Here is an 18,317-nt window from a genome sequence, read left to right on the forward strand (position 1 = left end):
GGCTAGGTTAGCGCCGCCTCCACGGCCTGCCCCCGGCGCTCTCGCAAGGCCTCGCCCAGCGCAGCTCCTTGATATCCCTCAGCTATCAGCGCCTGGGGGCTTACCTCCCGAGCAGCCTGCCAGGCGTTTTCGAGCGGGCCAACCTGCTCAGGCGCCAACACTTTGACTAACGCCAGCTGCCCCTCGACCTGCTCAGGCTTACGCCAACCATCCAAACGCTCCAGCCAACGTAGCACGCTAGAGCCCTCTAATGCGTCGGAAGGCAGCGCCTGGTTGGATAATGAATGGTTTGTTAGCGAATGGTTTATTAACGAATAGGTAAGCGCGGTATGGCGAGCCAATTGGGCAACGGCATTGGGCAGTTTGAGCCGTTCCGACAAGGCATCGCGCTGCTCAGCGCTTAGCGGCGATACCAGCTGCGCATGGCGCCAATGAGCCAATGGGAACATGTCGCTATCAGGTACCTTAGCCATCGCTGCCAAGCCCTTCACTAACGCTTCGCCCGCTAATTCTGGCCACCAGACGTTGAGCGCATCGCAACGTTCAAGGGTAGTGAAATAGACCTCTGGGCTTGGCTCACCCAGCGCTTTTTCCGTTTCGACCCACACCCGCTCGGCGGCCAGGTGCTCAAGTTCACCGCTGTGACTCACCTGACGCATTAGCGTCAGTGTTTCAGGGGCAATGCTGAAGCCCAGTGACGCATAGCGGGCCAGAAAACGTGCGGTACGAAGCACCCGCAACGGGTCTTCGCTAAACGACGCGGAGATATGCCGCAACACGCGCCGTTCGATATCGCCTTGACCATTAAACGGGTCGGTTAATTCACCTTCAGTACTCTGGGCGATGGCGTTAATGGTTAAATCACGCCGCAACAGATCCTCTTCCAGACTGACATCGGGGCTGGCATGCACTTCAAAACCGCCATAGCCGTGGCCCGACTTGCGTTCGGTGCGGGCCAGGGCGTACTCCTCAGCGGTTTCTGGATGCAAAAAAACTGGAAAATCGCGCCCCACAGGCTTAAAACCGCGCCTGCGCATGGCGTCTGGCGTAGCGCCCACCACAACCCAGTCATTGTCATATACCGGCCAGCCAAGTAACTCATCGCGCACGGCGCCGCCTACCCGATACACGTTCAAGCCCGCTAAGTGGGGATCACTGTTTGTCTCTTTCACTGTCGTTTTTCCTGCTGAAGGCTAGCTACACTGGTTCGCTCACCGCTGTCCAGATTGAACGCGGTTAGACGTCCGCCCCAAACACAGCCCGTATCCAGCGCCTCAACGGGCACTCGCGCCTGGGGGGTATTTCCCTCCAGCGCCGCCCAGTGGCCGAAGAGCAGCCGTGTATCATCGTCGCGCGGGTATTGAAACCAGGGCAGAAAGCCCTCTGGGGCACTGTCCAATCCCTCTTTGGCAGCAAAGTCCAAACGGCCCTGGGCATCAATAAAGCGCATCCGAGTCAGCACATTGACAATCAGACGCAGCCGATCAATGCCGTCTAACTCGTCGTGCCAGCTGTCTGGTTGGTTGCCGAACAGCTGGGTTAAAAACTCACCAGAGGCTTCACTGGCAAGCGCAGCCTGCACTTCACACCCCAGAGACACGGTCTGGGCTACGCTCCATTGGGGAAGCAGCCCCGCGTGGGTCATTAGCGTACCGTTTTGAAACACGCTAAGCGGCTGGCTCTGTAGCCAATCCAGCAACACTTCGCAGTCAGGCGCTCCCAGAATATCGCTCAAGGTGTCATTTTTTTTCAGCTTGCCGCCGCCACGCGCCACGACCAACAAATGAAAATCGTGGTTGCCCAATACGCTGCGTGCCGAACTACCCAGTGCGCGCACTTCTCGCAGACACTCCAATGAACCAGGCCCACGATTAATCAAATCGCCCACCAGCCATAGCGTATCCCGCGCGGGGTTGAAGCTGAGCTTTTCAAGAAGGGCTACAAATTCGGCGTAACAGCCGTGCAGATCGCCGATCGCATAGGTGCTCATGCACGAGGCCTTTTTAATAAAATGAGTAGGCTAAATACTACCACTTCAACGACACCCTCTGCCTGTCGTCGGTGGTTTATGTTGATGGCTTATGTTGATGATTAACACTGGTGGAAAGTACAAACCTGGATCACTATAAAAATACGCTTTGGCACTCTTGAGCTTCTCGCTAGCTTAGCCACTCAATCGCGTCGTTGGTCAAATGAATAGTTGGTCAAATGAATAGTTAGTCTCTCGAGTAGCCACTTCGCAACAACTGTTAAGGAAAACGGTACGCTTATGACAATGGATCATTCTCGGCGCGGGCTACTGCGAGCAGCAACGCTGGCAGGCCTTGGCGCACTCATACTCCCCGGCACAACGCTTCTTCCTGCCGCACGAGCCGCTGCTCCCAAGCTTGGCCCACCGCCCGCTGCGGTGACCGTTAATGGTTGGCTACTGCGCAGCAGTGACCGCTGATGTATATCGCCTTTGAGGATATCAGCGAGCGCAGCAAGGCAGTGGATGTCTGCATTATCGGTGCTGGTGCGGCGGGCATTTCCATGGCCGTTACCCTGACGGAGCGCGGCCACCGCGTACTGCTCTGCGAAGGTGGCGATGCGGATTACAGCGAACGCTCCCAAGAGTGCTACCGGGGCGAAGTTATCGGCGACCCGTATATTCCCCTCTATGGCGCTCGCCTGCGCCACTTGGGCGGGTCGACCAACCACTGGGGCGGCATCTGCCGACCACTTGATCGCTATGACTTTACCGCCAAAAGCGCTGCCAGTGAGACGGATTGGCCTATTGGCCGCGACGCGTTATCGCCCTACTATCGTCCCGCTGCCAGCGTACTGGACTTGGCGCCTACGCCTGCTGATCAGCCGATCACTGGCTCTGGACTCAAGCGCATCTACTTCTCACTGGGCCACCCGACGCGTCTGAAGGAGAAGTATGCCGCCACGCTAAGCGAATCGACCACGTTGGAGTGCTGCCTAACAGCCAACTTGGTGGCACTGGAAAGCCAGGACGGCAAAGTCACCGGCGCCACTTTCAAAAACTACCGAGGCAATTACCGAAAGGTTCAGGCGCGCTACTTTGTGCTGGCCTGTGGCGGCATCGAAAACTCGCGCTTGCTGCTGTGGTGCAACCAACAGTTAAATGGCCAGCTTATACCGCAAGCTGGCACCTTAGGGCGCTACTGGATGGAGCACCCTCACGCCACGGTGGGCCAGGCGCTAATTTTTGAGCCAGCGGCCCTGGGTCTGGACGAAGATTACAACGTGTTCCTCTCCCCCACCGCCCACTCCATCAGCTCGCGCCAAATACTGAATTGTGGGCTGCGCCTGCACCGCATGAACGCTGAAGCCACCCAGGAACTGATTGATGAGCTCGCGGATCAGGCGCCCACGCTGGCAGGACGGTTGCGTATCTGGCAGGCCCAGGGGCGGGTGATACACGGCGCGGTGCTAAGAGCCGCCTGGGAGCAGGAACCTCGCTTTGACAATCGCATAGAGTTAAGCGAGGAGCTGGATGAGCTGGGCGTGCCCCGCAGCCGATTGGTGTGGCAGCAGTCTGATTTGGATCGCCACACCATCCGCGAGAGCATGCTGCTATTGGGGGAGTATCTGTGTGATAGCGAGGTAGGTAGGCTGCAACTGGCTGACTGGCTAGCCGATACGCCGGTACAGCTGCCCACCGAGGGTGAATTGGCTGGCCGTCACCATATGGGCGGCACGCGCATGAGCCTTAATGCCGAGCAAGGCATTGTTAACCCCGACTGCCGTCTATTTGCTCAGGACAATTTCTATGTGGCAGGTTCCAGCGTTTTTGCCAGCGCCGGGCACGCCAACCCTACGTTAACACTAGTGCAGTTGGCCCTGCGGCTTTGCGACCACCTAGAGAGTAGGCTAACGCAAACCGCCTAATGGAGCTGGAGCGGTACGGCCAACCTAAAGGGAGTAATGGCTACCTCAAAAACGCGCTGAGTAGAGGTGTCCAACAGCGTATAGGTACCTTCCATTACACCGACTGGGGTTTGCAGAATGGCGCGGCTGGTGTAACGGAAACTCTGGCCAGGGCCAATCAGCGGCTGTTGACCGACGACGCCCTTGCCACGCACTTCCTGGCAATCGCCGCTGCCCTGGGTGATTTTCCAGTAGCGTGCCATCAATTGAGCGCTATGTGGACTCTGATTGTGGACGGTCACTGTATAGCTAAACACGTAGCGCGACTCGCCATCGTTAGACTCATCAGCGCGGTAGCTAGGGACGACGCTGACGTTGATCGCTAGGCCACTCACGTTTGGCTGCCCCGCTCACCGCTTGCCTGCTCATCGGCGGCAACACGATTGGCAATCGTCACGTACTCCTCCACAGTCAATGTTTGCGGACGACGGATAGGGTCAATGCCCAAGTCTTCCAGGGTTTCGGCACTCACCCGCCCTTTGAAGTTATTGCGCAGCGTCTTGCGCCGCTGGCCAAAGGCGAGCTTCACCAGCTCAAACAACAGCGCTGGATCATCCGCTGTATGAGGTAGCGTTTCATGGGGAGTTAAACGCACAATGGCGGAGTCGACTTTGGGGCGCGGCACAAAGGCTTCCGGCGGCACGATAAACAGCTGTTCGACCTGGCAGTAGTACTGAGCCATAACCGACAGACGCCCCCAATCAGCACCGCCGGGTTCTGCGGCTAAGCGCTCAACCACCTCTTTTTGCAACATAAAGTGCATATCTTCTATGGCACTTCCTGCAGCCAGCAGATGTATTATCAGTGGTGTGGAGATGTTGTAGGGCAGGTTGCCTACCACGCGTAGCGCGGGCCCATCGCCTTTCAGCGCAGCAAAATCGAACTTCAGTGCGTCGCCTTCATGAATCACAAAATCGGGATAGTTGAAAAACTGCACCCGCAGACCGGGAATCAGGTCGCGATCAAGCTCGATCACTTCCAAGTGCCCCGCAGCCTCCAGCAGCGGCTCGGTTAGCGCCCCCTGGCCTGGGCCAATTTCGACCAAGCGATCCGTCGAGCGCGGGCCAACGGCGCGAACGATCCGCGAGATAATGCCGAGGTCACGTAAAAAGTTCTGACCAAAGCGTTTACGAGCGCGGTGTTGGGGCACAGTAGACATCAAACGGTGTTCCTTGGAGTGCGGATTCAATCGGGAGTATGTAGTGGCCAGCACTGTTGCAACTGGTCGTCTGCATGAATCAGTACCAGAGTAGGTTTCCGCGTGGGCGCTGTGAACCCGTCCTTGGGCGCTACTTTTTCCATCTGACCGCCATGGATGGCGGAAATGCCGGAATTGTCGGAACATTTTCCGGCCCTGGAAAAAGACCCTCGCTGCAACCTACTCTGGCACCGGATTAAATTTCAGTAGCAGACAACCGCTGCGCGGCTAAACGGCGCGCAAGGTCGATAGCGACTTTTAGGCTGCCGGGGTCTGCCACGCCTTTGCCAGCCAGATCCAGCGCGGTGCCATGGTCGACCGAAGTACGCACCAATGGCAAGCCCAGGGTAATGTTAGCGGCCTGGCCAAAGCCGGCGTATTTTAACACCGCCAACCCCTGGTCATGGTACATCGCCAGCACCGCATCAACACCTGCCAAGTGTCTGGGGGTAAACAGCGTGTCGGCGGGCAACGGGCCAAGGATATCCATTCCTTCAGCGCGCAGGGCATCGAGCGCGGGAATAATAACATCTAGCTCTTCGCGACCCAGGTGGCCATCTTCACCGGCGTGCGGGTTTAAACCACACACTGCCACACGCGGTTTAGCAATCCCGAACTGGCGCTGCAAATCAGCGACTAGCAAGCGGCTGATTCGGGTAACACGCTCATAGGTGATGGCGTCGGCAACCTTGCGCAGGGGTAAGTGGGTGGTCACCAGCGCCACACGAAGATCGCCACTGCCCTGCCAACTTGGGCCGCTGGCATGCAGTGCCGCATCGGTAGCGAGCATCATTACCACCTCATCGACACCGCAAGCATCGCACAGCCATTCGGTGTGGCCGGTAAAGGATGGATGACCACCTTCGATGATGACGCCTTTATGAAGTGGCGCCGTCACCATGGCAGCCGCCTGCCCTTTTTGGCAGGCATCCACCGCCAGCGCCAAGGTCGCCAGCACATAGTCAGCGTTAACCGGATTGAGAACGCCCGGCGTGGCCGGTTCGCTCAACGCAACCGGCCAGACCGGCAAGCCATGGGTGCCACTTGGGTGCTCACCGGGCGAACACTCTACCACCGTGACCTTGAGCCCCAGCGCGGCTGCACGCTGGCGTAGCATATCCGGGTCGCCAATCGCCACTGTATACGCGGGAAGGCTACCCTGGGCCGCCAGCATCAGCATTAGCTCAGGGCCAATACCCGCTGGCTCGCCGGTAGTTACCACCACCGGCAGCTCGCTATCGGATGATAAAGTATCCACTAACATTAGAGTCGAATATCAACAAAGGCCTGGGAGCGAACCTCTTGCTGCCAGGACTCTAGCTCTTCGTTAGCGCGACGTTGGAAGATCGCCTGGCGCACTTGCTCGCGCTGGCTCTCTTGGGTGACATTTTGACGACGACGCTCTTCTACTTCAATGACGTGGTAGCCAAACTGGGAGCGCACCGGCTGAGATACTTGGTTAACATCCAGTTCACGCATCGCTTCTTCAAAGGCAGGAACGGTTTGCCCTGGACGAACCCAGCCCAGCTCACCGCCGTTGAGGGCTGTGCCACTGTCATCGCTATACTCACGTGCCACCGAGGCAAAGTCCTCGCCTTGAGAAAGGCGCTGGCGCACCTCTTCCGCCCGCGCACGGGCTTGGTTTTCATCGCGGTTGGGAGTCAGTGCAATCAGCACATGGCGGGCACGGGTCTCTTCAATAAAGTTCTGCTCGCCGGATTGGCCGGACTGCTGGTTTAGAAAGCGCTCAACGTCACGGTCGCTGACCGATACGCGGTCGCTAATTTGGCGCTGCTGTACCTGCCGCATCAGCATTTCGCGGCGAATATCTTCGCGCACGCTGGCCAGTGTCATGCCATCAGCTTCCACTGCGTCGGCAAACTCATCAAGTGTCATGCCGTTGGATTCGGCAATCGAGCGCACCTGCCCATTGAGCTCGGTATCATCAATGCTCAAATTGGCATCTTCCGCCATTTGCAGCTGAATCTCTTCCATCACCATGCGCTCAAGCACCTGACGCTCCAACTGGGAGCGCGGTGGAAGATTTCCCCCCTGGGCCTGCGCCTGCTGCTCAATTTGCGACATGCGATCATCTAATTCACTGCGCATAATCACATCGTCATTGATGACAGCCACAACGCTATCTAACGCCTGGCGCTGGGTGGATTGGAAGTTCTGCGCCTGTAAAGCAAGCGGGGCCAGCACCAGGCCTGCACCTACACACAAAGCTAGCAGGCTACCAGCAGAGAGCTGTTTCATACGGCCTAGCAGGGGCTTTCTCATTTTCATAACAAACGTCTCTTTCATTAGCCATTCTATGGAAGTCATTTACAGGGCAGTCGGACGATAGCCAGGAATGGTCTGTTCAAAATAGCTATCCGCATCCTGACCAACGCCGCCCAGACCACGGAATACGAAGCGTAAAAATAGTCCGCGATCATTAAAGTCATCATTAATACGAGCGGTGTCATTGTCATCGACCCATTCGCGCCACACCAACTGCAGTCCGTAACAGCAATTATTCCACTGCACGCCTGCCAATTGCTCAAGCGAACGCTCATTGGTTTGATCGTGCAGGTAGCGGCCGATCAAATCAATGTTGGTACTGGCTTTCCAGGCAAACGAAAGATCCCACTCTTCGCGGCTGTAGTCACGAAAGCCATCATCGCCCGGCAATACGCTGGGGTCGAACCCTTCGATCTCCCAACGGTAGCCAAGGTTCACTACGTGCCCTTCGGGATGCCGGTAACCAACATCAACGCTTGAGCGTTCGGTGCGTTCACGGTGATCATCGTAGAGCCATTCTGCTCCGCTGCTCCAGCGATCATTGATCTGCCAGTCAAGGCGGGTGACCAAAGGCGAGCGATCCCGGGTAGCCTGATAGCGGCTTTCTGGATTGACGTTCGGGTTGTCTTCCGGACGATCTGGCAGCGTATCGGCGTCACCCTCGCTATCAATACGACGGTCATCAAAGTAAACGCTTTGACCAACCCCGAACGAGAGGCGGTCACGACCGGAGGCATCTTCCAACAAGCGCGACTGCACGCCGTAAGAGAGCCGGTTGAGATCGCCAACGCGGTCGGTGCCGGAAAAGCGCTGGGCTGACCAGAGCTGATCCCAAGAGAAAGCACGTTCGCGGCTGTCAAAGTCGGGCAGCTCGCTCTGATCAGTGCGCGGCACATAGGCGTAGTTAAGGCGTGGCTCCAGGGTTTGGCGGTAATCTCGCCCACCCAGGGCGAGTTCACGCTCGAAGACCAGCCCGCTGTCGATGGAGGTCAGAGCAACACTACGACTGGGTGAGTCACTACGCTGTGTGTCGCGCTCGCCGTAATCCAGCTCGTAAGCAGTGTTCCACAGCTCGGTTCGCGGTTCCAGGTAGCCCCAAGGACGCTCGAAACGCCAGCCAACTGCTGGCATTAGGTGCAACCGGCTGCCGGTGGCCGCTTCGCGCTCCGGTACACGGCGCTCATCCACATCGCGCCAAAAATAGGTCGCGTTCGATCGCCACTGGGTATATAGCCCGTTGTCGAACTGCCAATTGGCATTTGCGCTCAGGCTCGGCAGTTGATAAAAGGGTTTATCGCTATCGCTAAGCGGGTCTTCCAAACGCTGGAAGCCCTGGGCGCGGGCATCCAACTGCCAGCGCTGGCCGCGGTAATCGACCTGGGCCAAACGCTCCATACTGGCGCGGTCACTCTCGCCAAATTCACCGCCGAAGTCATCGAAATAGCGCCCGTCACTGGCGGCTCCGTAGCGCAGCCGATAATTACTGCGCTCGTTAACCCGGCCTGCATGGCGGGCATCTACATACCAGCGGTCATCGCCCTCAAAGCGGTTTTCTCCGCCGCCAGAGCCGCCGTCATCGCTATTTAAATAGCCACCTTCAACGATGCCCGCACTCTCTTCAAACAGGTAACGGTACTCACCGCTCATTAGCAAGCCGCGGTCACTCATCCAGCGTGGCGTAATGGTTGCATCGTGGTTGGCGGCAATATTCCAATAAAACGGCTGAGCGTAGTCAAAACCGTCCGACGAGAAGCCTATCGTTGGGGAAAGCAGCCCAGTATGGCGGCGGTCGTCGATGGGGAAACGCAGCCATGGCCAGTAAAATATTGGCACATCTTTCACCTCCAGGCGCGCATGACGTGCAGTACCAAAGCCTTCGGCCTGGTTCAAGCGAATATCGCTGCTGACCAGTTGCCAGCTATTAGCACCCGGGTCGCAGGTAGTAAAGCTTGCATCTTGTAGGCGGTACTCACCTTCCCCGGTCTGCTCTAGCTGACTAGCCTGACCGCGCAGATGCTGCTCGTAGAGCACATAGTGGCTGTCACCCAGGGTGGCCCGATCTTCGTTAAGCCGGAGCATCGCCTGTTCGCCGCGTACCAAAGCGCGCCCATCGCGGATGGCGATATTGCCTTCAGCATCGACCTGCTGACGGTCGGCGGGTAAAAAGACCCGCTCCGCTTCCACTTCTTCATTGCCGCGGCGCAGTACCACATCGCCGCGCAGCAACGCTTCGCCATCGGCAGCATAATCGACGTCGCTAGCCTCAAGCGAGAGCGTTTCCGGGTTATCTTCCGCTGGCAAGCGGTAGCTGGGCATGACATAGCGCCCACGGCAAAGTTGATTAGCCGCTTCTTCTTCCCCCCAGGGTTGCCAATCCAACGCTTCAGCGGACATGGTTTGCCCTTGAGCCACCGCCGTAAACGAGGCGCCAGCAAGCAAACTGCCCATCAGCGTATGCGCAACCGGCAAGGTGCGCGAAAATCGCTTGCCCATGTTCGTTATCCTTGGCATCCAGAATCGGTATTATACAGCCCGCATGATGCCCGACCAGCAAGGAGCTTGCATGTCCTCATATCGGATTAACGCCCTCACCACGTGGGCTGCCCAACAAAACGGTCTCTCTGAGGCCGACATTTCGCTTTCCTCCGCCGTGGGAGATGCGAGTTTTCGGCGCTATTTTCGCCTCACGCTCCCCGACGGTGCCACCCAGGTGGTCATGGACGCTCCTCCTGAGCAAGAGGACTCTCAGCCGTTTGTGGCCATCGCCAAGCGCTGGCGAAGCGCCGGGCTACCGGTACCCAAGGTGCACGCGGCCAACCTAGCGGACGGTTTTCTGCTGCTTGAAGACTTGGGCAACACGCCGCTACAGCACTTATTTAACGACGACGCTACCACACAGGCCTACCATGCTCAGGCTCTCACGCTGATCGCCAAACTGCAAAATCGCGCAGGCCCTGACTCACTGCCTGCTTATGATACGGCACTGCTGGGCCGTGAGCTCGATCTGTTTCCCGAGTGGTGCCTTGGTGCCTGGTTAACGCTGCCACCGCCTGAGAGCTGGCACGTCGTTCGTGAGCAGCTTATCCAGCATGCCCTAGCGCAGCCAGTAGTGACTGTGCACCGCGATTTTGATGCCATGAACCTGATGATGCACGATCAGCGTCTGTTTATGATCGACTTTCAGGACGCCGTGGCTGGCCCGCTCAGCTACGATGTAATCTCGCTACTGCGAGGGCGCTACTGCCGCTTTAGCAATGAGCAGTTTGCCGGCTTTGTCGAGGCATTTTATCAACAGGCTCGCAGCGATGGCCGACTACCCGGCAGCGTCGATTTTGCCACTTTTCTAACCCAGTGCCACGCCATGGCCGCACAGCGATCACTAAAAGTGCTGGGAATTTTCTGCCGTTTAACCCTGCGTGATCAAAAAAGTGGCTATCTCGAGCGCTTACCGCACTTTCTGGATCATCTGGAAGATAGTCTATGGTTCCTGACCGAACAGGCTGAGTTCGCGGAGTGGGTCAAACTCACCTTACGGCCTGCCATTATGAAACGACTAGCGGAAATACCGTCATGAAAGCGATGATTTTAGCCGCGGGTCTGGGCAAGCGGATGCGCCCGCTCACCGACCACTGCCCCAAGCCGCTGCTGCCCGTGGCGGGGAAGCCGCTGATCGTGCACCATCTGGAGCGACTTCGCCTGGCGGGTATTCATGAGGTAGTCATCAACGTCAGCTACCGTGCCGAGCAGATTGTCGCAGCGTTGGGCGATGGTGGCGCCTATGGCCTGCGCATTCGCTGGAGCCCGGAAACAACCCCACTAGAGACCGGTGGCGGCATTCAGCAAGCGCTGCCGCTACTTGGCGAGGCGCCGTTTCTGCTGGTCAACGGTGACGTTTGGTGCGCAGCGCTCCCAGACCAGCAAGCACTCCAAGGCGACGATCTGGCACACTTGATGCTGGTGGAAAATCCTCCACAGCACGCCAGTGGAGATTTTGGACTAGCAGGAGGACGCGTGAATCAAACCAACTCTGAACGCTTGACCTACTCAGGCATCAGTGTGATTCACCCTGGGCTGCTCGCCGGGCAGCCCCAGGGCTCCTTTGCCTTGGCGCCACTGCTGAGAACTGCTATCGATAACAACCAGGTAAGCGGCGAGCACTATAAGGGGCATTGGGTTGACGTTGGAACCCCTGAACGACTGGCGGCGCTGGAGCGCCAGCTACAGAGCGAAAGGGGTTAGCCTATGCATCCGCGCTATTTACGTGAAGCAATCGCTGACACGCCACGGGTAGCGGTCTACGGAACGCTCAAACAAGGCTTTAACAATGCCCACTGGTTAAACGATGCCACACTGCTCGGGCGCGACGCTACTCCAGCGCTCACGCTCTACGATATCGGCCCCTACCCCGGCGCCAAACGGCAGCGGTCAAAAGGGATCACAATAGAAGTCTATCGGATCAACGTTCACCACTTGGCCCAACTAGACCGCTTAGAGGATTACCGCATTGATGCGCCCACCGAGGGTGAGTATGACCGCCAGCAGATCGACACCTGTTTTGGTCTCGCCTGGGTGTATCTTTACAACCCCAGCGTGGCAGGCAAAACAGCGATATATGAGGGTGGCTGGCACACGCCGAACATTAGCAATGTTCAACAACAACGTTGAGAAGAGGCGCGCAGGCCAAGAAATGTTATGCTGCGCGACTTACCTTTCGTCGCCTAGATGAGGAGAGCAGCGTGAAAGCACGGGTAAAATGGACAGAAGGCCGCCAATTCGTGGCGGAATCCGGTAGCGGGCACAGCGTTGTGATCGATGGCCCGCCCGACCACGGCGGCCGTAATACGGGGCCTCGCCCAATGGAAATGCTGCTGATGGGCATGGGCAGTTGCACCGCTTTTGATATCTTGAATATTCTTGATAAAGCGCGTGCCGATGTGACCGACTGCGTTGCTGAGCTAGACGCCGAACGCGCCGATGAAGTGCCCGCCGTATTTACCAAGATCCACGTCCATTTCGTGGTAACCGGACGCGCGCTTAAAGAGAAGCAGGTTGCCCGCGCGGTTGAACTCTCCGCAGAAAAGTACTGCAGTGCATCGATCATGCTCGTTAACGGCGGCGTTAAGATCACCCATTCCTTTGAGATTATTGAGGAGGCTCGGACGTGACAGACAATCTCCGGCTCCACGGGTTTAACAACCTGACCAGCTCGCTGAGCTTCAACATTTACGATATCTGTTATGCCAAGACCGAAGAGCAGACAGCGGCTTACATCGACTATATCGATGAGCTCTATAACGCCGAGCGTTTGACCCAGATTCTTAAAGACGTCACCAACATCATCGGCGCCCATGTGCTCAATATCGCCCGCCAGGACTACGAGCCCCATGGCGCGAGCGTGACGATTTTGATTGCCGAGCATGAGCTTGACGAGGCGGCGCCTGAGCAAATTCAACCAGGCCCCGGCCCGTTACCAGAGACGGTAGTCGGCCACCTGGATAAAAGCCACGTTACGGTGCACAGCTACCCTGAGTCACACCCCGACAACGGTATCAGCACCTTCCGCCTGGATATCGATGTTTCCACCTGTGGACATATCAGCCCGTTAAAAGCGCTGAACTACCTAATCCATAGTTTCGACTCCGACATCGTTACCATGGATTACCGGGTGCGCGGCTTTACCCGCGATGTGGATGGCAAGAAACTGTTTATCGATCACGGTATTACTTCCATTCAAGATTATCTCGCTGAAGACACCAAGAATGCGTACCAGATGATGGACGTAAACGTGTATCAGGAGAACATGTTCCACACCAAGATGCTGCTCAAAGACTTCGAACTGGATAACTACCTGTTCGGCACGTCGCGTCGCGATATTACCTTTGAAGAAGCCCGGGATATCGAGGGTCGTTTGCGTAAAGAGATGCTGGAAATTTTCTACTCCCGCAATCTGGATTAAAAGCCCCCAATCTGGGCTCAACGCAGCACCAGAACACCCAAAAGCCAGCTAATGCTGGCTTTTTATATGGCTGCGAGTGATGTAACTATTCAGCTCAGGCTGCCTGACGCGCCTCACTTCGCCGCCTAAACGCTGGCACTTCACCGGCAAACCGTGGCGCAAGCGCCGTGTGTGCCGAAAAGCTTGGTTTAAGCCTCCCACGGGGGCAACTATCAAACTGGCAGTCTAAACGGTCGCGAGCTAAAGCTACCTCCCACAACACCCCATAGCCAGCACTAAGTCAGAAGCGACTTGTGGGAGGGCGCTTCAGCGCGCGAAGGGTGCCGAAGGCACCCCTTAGTGTCTTCCGGCTGGATGCCTGGATGGTCGCGAGCTAAAGCTGCCTTCCACGAGGGGCAGCTATCTAAGCCTGATGAAACAGCAGGCTGGCGAGTACAACTTGAAACCTACTGAATAGTTACCGAGTGGTTAATAAACCCTTGGCTCGCCTTCAGGGCGAGTCTTAAAACGTCGGTGTAGCCAGAGGTACTGCTCGGGATGCTTGCGAATGGCCAGTTCAATAAACTGGTTGACCCGCGTGGCATCGGCGACTTCATCACCACTGGGAAACCCTTCCAAAGCTGGCAAGCTTTCAATCGTATAAGTAACGTTATCCGGGTTGCGGTGAAACATCATAGGCACCACAGGTGCACCGGTCATACGCGCAAGCTTGGCCGTTAAGCGAATAGTGGCGGCCTGCTGGCCGAATAGCGGCGCGAATACGCTCACATCGCGACCAAAATCCTGATCCGGTGAGTACCACACCATGCGGCCCGCCTTGAGCTGACGCACAGCCCCACGCAGGTCGTAACGGTCAATCGCTACGCCAAAATTACGCTTTCTGGCGCGGGTCATAAAGCGCTCAAACAGCGGGTTGTTATGTGGGCGATAAACCGCATCGGCGGAGAAAAACAGTGCATGCAGAGCCCCCCCTAAATCGAGGGAAGAGAAGTGAACCCCCACAATGATCACACCTTTACCCTTGGCCTCAGCGCGTGCCATGTGCTCTTCACCGATGTAAGCGACACGATGGCGCAGGCTTTCGCCATCGCGACACCAGCCGGTTGCGGTTTCAATCAGGCCAATGCCATTGGCAATAAAAGTATCTCTGACAAGCTGGTTCTGCTGTTCGGGGCTCTTTTCGGGAAAACAGAGCGCTATATTGGTTTCAGTGATATGGCGACGCCGTTTGGCAAAGCGCCAGGCGAGCAGCCCAAGCCCTTTGCCAATGGCCATTTTTAATCGCCAAGGCAACCAGGCAGCGATATACATGGCACCAATACCTAGCCATGTGGGCCAGTAACGCGGGTGGGCAAACGAGCGCGGGTAACGTGATTTCGACATGCAAACAACCGTTTAAGCAGAACGCCCATGATAACGCCGCGGCGCCCGGGGCAGTACCCCTGTTAGCAGCGTATAGCTGATGGTATCGCAGTAGCGGGCCACTTCATCCACCGACAGCACTTCCCCATTGCTGGCCCTGCCCCACAATACAACGTCGCTGCCAATGGCGGCGTCGGGTACGTCCGTCACATCAACGGTCAACATATCCATGGAGACTTTACCGGCAATCGCGCAGCGTTGGCCGTTGACCAGTACCGGCGTGCCGTCGCGCGCATGACGGTCGTAACCATCGCCGTAGCCGCAGGCAACCACGGCAATGCGTGAACGCCGCGGTGCGCGCCAGCGCCCGCTATAGCCCACGGGCTCACCCTCTTCCAGCTCACGCAGGGCAATGATTTCCGAGCGTAGGGTCATCACCGGCTGCAGTTGCTGAGTAATTTCATTGGCAACTTCCAAGGGGTCGCTACCGTAGAGCATCACACCCGGCCGGTTCCAGTCGCCATGGGCCACGGGCCATGCCAGGGTGGCCGGTGAGTTGGCCAAACACAGCGGTGCTTTTAGCTCGCTAGCAAGGCCTTGTAGCCGGGACATTTGCTGGTTGAAGTAGCGGTTATCGCGGGAATCGGCGCTGGCAAAGTGACTCATAAGATGGAGCGAGGCCACGCTCGGCGCGGCGCTAAGCTGACGCCAGATGGCAGCGGCCTCGTCGATAGCGAAGCCCAGGCGGTGCATGCCGGAGTCAACTTTCAACCAGACGGGAATTGGCTTTTTAGGTGAAGCGGCTAGCAGAGCATCGACCTGCCACTGGCTGTGTACCGTGATCCAGAAGCCGTGGGTATCCACCAGCGGTAGTTCATCAGCGCTGAAAATGCCTTCCAACAGGATAATGGGCTGGGTAATGCCGCCCTCACGCAGGGTAAGCGCCTCTTCAATGCAGGCGACGGCAAACGCCGGGGCTAAGCTCTCCAGCGCCTGAGCGCAGGCCAGTGCGCCATGCCCATACCCATCGGCCTTGATCACTGCCACTGAGCGGCTTTGGGGCGCGCAGCGGCACGCCAATTGATAGTTGTGACGCAGAGCGTCCAGATCAATATCGGCCACAAGGGGGCGCATGAGGTGACTCACTTACAAAGTTTATAGAGGAAAAACATCAAATAGGTGCCTAGCTAAGCCAGGATTATAGTAGGTAGCATCGGTGCTCAGGGGAGGTTTCCGCGAGGGCGCTGTGAACCCTTCCCTGGGCGCTACTTTTGTCATCCATGACAAAAGACCCTCGCTTCAACCTCCCCTTCGCCCGGATACTAGGCGGTTTAACCAGCCGTCATTTTCCAGACCTGTTCGTCACTCAGGTTTCAAACAGCGCCTCTAAAGAAAGGCCCTGTTTTTCCAATGCACGGCGTAGTTTCTTGAGCGCTTCGACCTGGATCTGGCGCACCCGCTCACGGGTTAAGCCAATTTCAGCGCCCACTTCTTCCAGGGTGGCCGACTCGTGGCCTCGCAAGCCAAAACGGCGCACCACTACCTCGCGCTGTTTTTCGCTCAGCTCGTCTAACCACAAATCCACATGCTCCTTGACGTCACCATCCACCAAGCGTGCTTCAGGGCCCTGAACTTCATCGTCCGCCAGCGTATCGATCAGCGGCTTATCGCTCTCGCCCCCCATGGGGTAATCGACCGACGACACTCGCTCATTAAGGCCAAGCATCTTTTTGACCACATCAACCGGTTTATCAAGGTGATCGGCGATCTCTTCGGCAGTGGCTTCGTGGTCGAACTTCTGGGTTAATTCCCGCGCCGCCCGCAGGTAAATATTGAGCTCTTTGACCACATGAATGGGCAGGCGTATCGTCCGCGTCTGATTCATTAGCGCCCGCTCGATGGTCTGACGAATCCACCAAGTGGCGTAGGTCGAGAAACGGAAGCCACGCTCCGGGTCAAACTTCTCCACAGCACGAATCAGGCCCAAATTGCCCTCTTCGATCAAATCCAGCAGCGTCAAGCCACGGTTAAGGTAGCGGCGGGCAATCTTCACCACAAGCCGCAGGTTGGACTCAATCATCCGCGAGCGCCCTAGAGGGTCACCCTTACGCGCCAGGCGGCCGTAGTAAACTTCTTCTTCTGGTGTTAGCAGTGGCGAAAAGCCGATTTCGTTGAGGTAGATTTGCGTCGCATCCAAGCTTTGGGTCGATTGACGATCCTCGCGCCCTAGTGCTTTCTCGAAAGCGTCTTCTTCTACCGTGACATCATCAGTATCATCAAGCGCCTCCTCAGCAGCATCCAGGTCAACCTCCTGTAGATCTTTCTCCAACATACTCATGGCTTTACCCCTCGTTTGTCGCCTACCCGCCATTTAGAAAGTCAAAGGGGTGCGCTCTAGGACGCACACCATATTGTTATGTGACGATTGTTATATGACGCTCGAATGCAGCGATTCGGGCAACGTCCATGTTAAATGCTGACGGCTCACTCTCCCGGTGGGTGCCTTAGCGGGAGGGCAGAAAGTCCATGGGATCTTGCGGCTGCCCGTCACGGCGAACCTCAAAGTGTAATCTGACGTTTTCTGCATCGCTATCCCCCATTGTGGCAATGACCTCACCGGCCTCGACCACGTCATTTTCCTTGACCCGCAAGCTGTCGTTATGGGCATACGCACTTAGGAATTGATCGTTGTGCTTGAGAAGGATGAGGTTGCCGTAACCCCTGACGCCGCTGCCCGCATAGACCACGATGCCGGGGCCTGCCGCTTTAACAGGTTGCCCCTTTTCACCGGCGATATCAATCCCGGCAGTGATGCTATCACCCTGTCCAAATGCACCAACCACATTGCCATCTGCAGGCCACTGCCAAGCAATGGTTTCGGCGGGCGTATAGGTACGCGATGAGCGGTCTACGCTGGCACTTTGTGTGGCAGGAGCGGCTTCAGGCTGTGGTTCGGGTTCAGCTTCGGGCTCCGGTGCCGGCGCTTGTTCGGGCTCAGTTTGTTCGGGTTCTGATGATGGCTGAGGTTCAGGCTGCTCGGCGGGCTCAGGATCAGCCGCCGCGACCACTTCAGGCTGAGGTGTTGAGGACAGTTCATCAGCTTCTTGCTCTGCGGCATTGCGTTCTGCCGTGAGGCGCTGATTACGCTGAATCGCGGATTCATCGGGCAGCAACCAATCCAACTCCTGGTCATCACTCGCTACGGAAGCCGTCTGCGGGCTCAACCCGGTCGCCACGGCGCCGCCGCCACGTGAGGTATTCGACGCGGGCTGGTTACTGGCGGTTGATGCCGACCCAGCACCTTCACGCAGGGCAATCGTTTGCCCTGGCCGAATTTGGTAGGGCGGATCAATGTTATTCATTGCCGCGAGCTGGCGATAATCCAAATTATGCTGCCACGCAATGCCATACAAGGTATCGCCTGCTTTCACTGTGTACTGGGGCGAGTTTTCCACCGCTTGGCGAGCTTGGCTTAAATCCCGCACCTGGGGGCTCCCGCCCTGCTGGCTGGCACAGCCAGCAATTGCGAGTCCCAGCGCCGACAACATCAGTACTTTAGGTAGATAACCTTTACGCATA

At 57.2% G+C, this 18,317-nt stretch carries 18 protein-coding genes; 7 read left to right on the plus strand and 11 right to left on the minus strand.

Features of this window, described 5'->3' with window-relative positions; all coding sequences use genetic code 11:
* Nucleotides 1-2 precede the first annotated feature (2 nt).
* Together KF947_RS05405 and KF947_RS05410 are read right to left on the minus strand one after the other, a co-directional pair.
* Nucleotides 3-1,172, minus strand: a complete 1,170-nt coding sequence (locus tag KF947_RS05405; RefSeq protein WP_223288022.1) for a polynucleotide adenylyltransferase — start codon at nt 1,170-1,172, stop codon at nt 3-5.
* Complete coding sequence (locus KF947_RS05410; protein ID WP_227405672.1) at nt 1,169-1,990, minus strand: symmetrical bis(5'-nucleosyl)-tetraphosphatase; 822 nt, start codon at nt 1,988-1,990, stop codon at nt 1,169-1,171. Before KF947_RS05410 ends, KF947_RS05405 begins: the two co-directional genes overlap by 4 nt.
* A gap of 279 nt (nt 1,991-2,269) precedes the next feature.
* Here KF947_RS05410 and KF947_RS05415 point away from each other — a divergent pair, with 279 nt between their 5' ends.
* Together KF947_RS05415 and KF947_RS05420 are read left to right on the plus strand one after the other, a co-directional pair.
* On the plus strand, nt 2,270-2,449 hold the full coding sequence (locus KF947_RS05415) for a hypothetical protein (RefSeq protein ID WP_133729891.1): 180 nt from the start codon (nt 2,270-2,272) through the stop codon (nt 2,447-2,449).
* Nucleotides 2,449-3,897 carry an FAD-dependent oxidoreductase gene (locus KF947_RS05420; protein WP_227405673.1) on the plus strand — a complete coding sequence of 483 codons (1,449 nt, stop codon included), beginning with the start codon at nt 2,449-2,451 and terminating at the stop codon, nt 3,895-3,897. The genes KF947_RS05415 and KF947_RS05420 overlap by 1 nt, the downstream gene beginning before the upstream one ends.
* Here the strand turns inward: KF947_RS05420 and apaG are convergent.
* The 5 genes from apaG to KF947_RS05445 form a co-directional block, all read right to left on the minus strand.
* Entirely contained in the window at nt 3,894-4,271 is a 378-nt protein-coding gene (apaG, locus tag KF947_RS05425) for a Co2+/Mg2+ efflux protein ApaG (protein WP_133729889.1), read from the minus strand. The two genes, KF947_RS05420 and apaG, sit on opposite strands and share 4 nt — an antisense overlap.
* Nucleotides 4,268-5,095, minus strand: coding sequence for a 16S rRNA (adenine(1518)-N(6)/adenine(1519)-N(6))-dimethyltransferase RsmA (gene rsmA, locus KF947_RS05430; RefSeq protein WP_133729888.1), 828 nt, complete (start codon nt 5,093-5,095; stop codon nt 4,268-4,270). Before rsmA ends, apaG begins: the two co-directional genes overlap by 4 nt.
* Before the next feature lie 235 nt (nt 5,096-5,330).
* Nucleotides 5,331-6,398: a 4-hydroxythreonine-4-phosphate dehydrogenase PdxA gene (pdxA, locus tag KF947_RS05435; RefSeq protein ID WP_227405674.1), complete on the minus strand. Its 1,068-nt coding sequence runs from the start codon at nt 6,396-6,398 to the stop codon at nt 5,331-5,333.
* The gene (locus tag KF947_RS05440; RefSeq protein ID WP_133729886.1) at nt 6,398-7,423 is read right to left on the minus strand and encodes a peptidylprolyl isomerase; all 1,026 of its coding nucleotides are present in this window, start codon (nt 7,421-7,423) and stop codon (nt 6,398-6,400) included. Before KF947_RS05440 ends, pdxA begins: the two co-directional genes overlap by 1 nt.
* Before the next feature lie 39 nt (nt 7,424-7,462).
* Nucleotides 7,463-9,913, minus strand: coding sequence for an LPS-assembly protein LptD (locus KF947_RS05445; protein WP_133729885.1), 2,451 nt, complete (start codon nt 9,911-9,913; stop codon nt 7,463-7,465).
* Nucleotides 9,914-9,983: 70 nt separating this feature from the next.
* Here KF947_RS05445 and KF947_RS05450 point away from each other — a divergent pair, with 70 nt between their 5' ends.
* The 5 genes from KF947_RS05450 to speD all read left to right on the plus strand — a co-directional run bounded on the left by KF947_RS05450 (nt 9,984) and on the right by speD (nt 13,376).
* Nucleotides 9,984-10,994 carry an aminoglycoside phosphotransferase family protein gene (locus tag KF947_RS05450; protein WP_227405675.1) on the plus strand — a complete coding sequence of 337 codons (1,011 nt, stop codon included), beginning with the start codon at nt 9,984-9,986 and terminating at the stop codon, nt 10,992-10,994.
* Entirely contained in the window at nt 10,991-11,659 is a 669-nt protein-coding gene (gene murU, locus KF947_RS05455; RefSeq protein ID WP_227405676.1) for an N-acetylmuramate alpha-1-phosphate uridylyltransferase MurU, read from the plus strand. The genes KF947_RS05450 and murU overlap by 4 nt, the downstream gene beginning before the upstream one ends.
* Before the next feature lie 3 nt (nt 11,660-11,662).
* Nucleotides 11,663-12,085 (plus strand): gamma-glutamylcyclotransferase, encoded by a 423-nt coding sequence (locus KF947_RS05460; protein ID WP_227405677.1) that lies wholly within the window; start codon nt 11,663-11,665, stop codon nt 12,083-12,085.
* Between the two features lie 71 nt (nt 12,086-12,156).
* Nucleotides 12,157-12,585: an OsmC family protein gene (locus KF947_RS05465; protein WP_133729881.1), complete on the plus strand. Its 429-nt coding sequence runs from the start codon at nt 12,157-12,159 to the stop codon at nt 12,583-12,585.
* Nucleotides 12,582-13,376, plus strand: a complete 795-nt coding sequence (speD, locus tag KF947_RS05470; RefSeq protein ID WP_088698866.1) for an adenosylmethionine decarboxylase — start codon at nt 12,582-12,584, stop codon at nt 13,374-13,376. The genes KF947_RS05465 and speD overlap by 4 nt, the downstream gene beginning before the upstream one ends.
* Before the next feature lie 468 nt (nt 13,377-13,844).
* On the opposite strand, the gene lpxL is transcribed toward speD, so the two are convergent.
* From lpxL to KF947_RS05490, 4 genes are all read right to left on the minus strand, one after another.
* Entirely contained in the window at nt 13,845-14,759 is a 915-nt protein-coding gene (gene lpxL, locus KF947_RS05475; RefSeq protein ID WP_227405678.1) for an LpxL/LpxP family Kdo(2)-lipid IV(A) lauroyl/palmitoleoyl acyltransferase, read from the minus strand.
* Between the two features lie 12 nt (nt 14,760-14,771).
* Complete coding sequence (alr, locus tag KF947_RS05480; protein WP_227405679.1) at nt 14,772-15,872, minus strand: alanine racemase; 1,101 nt, start codon at nt 15,870-15,872, stop codon at nt 14,772-14,774.
* Between the two features lie 232 nt (nt 15,873-16,104).
* Complete coding sequence (gene rpoS / locus KF947_RS05485; RefSeq protein WP_088698869.1) at nt 16,105-17,076, minus strand: RNA polymerase sigma factor RpoS; 972 nt, start codon at nt 17,074-17,076, stop codon at nt 16,105-16,107.
* Nucleotides 17,077-17,242: 166 nt separating this feature from the next.
* Complete coding sequence (locus tag KF947_RS05490; protein ID WP_133729878.1) at nt 17,243-18,316, minus strand: peptidoglycan DD-metalloendopeptidase family protein; 1,074 nt, start codon at nt 18,314-18,316, stop codon at nt 17,243-17,245.
* Nucleotide 18,317 lies beyond the last annotated feature (1 nt).

Source organism: Halomonas sp. FeN2 (assembly GCF_020595105.1).
Lineage (GTDB): Bacteria > Pseudomonadota > Gammaproteobacteria > Pseudomonadales > Halomonadaceae > Vreelandella > Vreelandella neptunia.

Bases quoted from the DNA above. Each gene is read 5' to 3' on its own strand.
- KF947_RS05410 (WP_227405672.1), bottom strand. From the start codon at position 1,990: ATGAGCACCTATGCGATCGGCGATCTGCACGGCTGTTACGCCGAATTT.
- KF947_RS05415 (WP_133729891.1), top strand. From the start codon at position 2,270: ATGACAATGGATCATTCTCGGCGCGGGCTACTGCGAGCAGCAACGCTG.
- KF947_RS05420 (WP_227405673.1), top strand. From the start codon at position 2,449: ATGTATATCGCCTTTGAGGATATCAGCGAGCGCAGCAAGGCAGTGGAT.
- rsmA (WP_133729888.1), bottom strand. From the start codon at position 5,095: ATGTCTACTGTGCCCCAACACCGCGCTCGTAAACGCTTTGGTCAGAAC.
- pdxA (WP_227405674.1), bottom strand. From the start codon at position 6,398: ATGTTAGTGGATACTTTATCATCCGATAGCGAGCTGCCGGTGGTGGTA.
- KF947_RS05440 (WP_133729886.1), bottom strand. From the start codon at position 7,423: ATGAAAATGAGAAAGCCCCTGCTAGGCCGTATGAAACAGCTCTCTGCT.
- KF947_RS05445 (WP_133729885.1), bottom strand. From the start codon at position 9,913: ATGGGCAAGCGATTTTCGCGCACCTTGCCGGTTGCGCATACGCTGATG.
- KF947_RS05450 (WP_227405675.1), top strand. From the start codon at position 9,984: ATGTCCTCATATCGGATTAACGCCCTCACCACGTGGGCTGCCCAACAA.
- murU (WP_227405676.1), top strand. From the start codon at position 10,991: ATGAAAGCGATGATTTTAGCCGCGGGTCTGGGCAAGCGGATGCGCCCG.
- KF947_RS05460 (WP_227405677.1), top strand. From the start codon at position 11,663: ATGCATCCGCGCTATTTACGTGAAGCAATCGCTGACACGCCACGGGTA.
- lpxL (WP_227405678.1), bottom strand. From the start codon at position 14,759: ATGTCGAAATCACGTTACCCGCGCTCGTTTGCCCACCCGCGTTACTGG.
- alr (WP_227405679.1), bottom strand. From the start codon at position 15,872: ATGCGCCCCCTTGTGGCCGATATTGATCTGGACGCTCTGCGTCACAAC.
- rpoS (WP_088698869.1), bottom strand. From the start codon at position 17,076: ATGAGTATGTTGGAGAAAGATCTACAGGAGGTTGACCTGGATGCTGCT.
- KF947_RS05490 (WP_133729878.1), bottom strand. From the start codon at position 18,316: ATGCGTAAAGGTTATCTACCTAAAGTACTGATGTTGTCGGCGCTGGGA.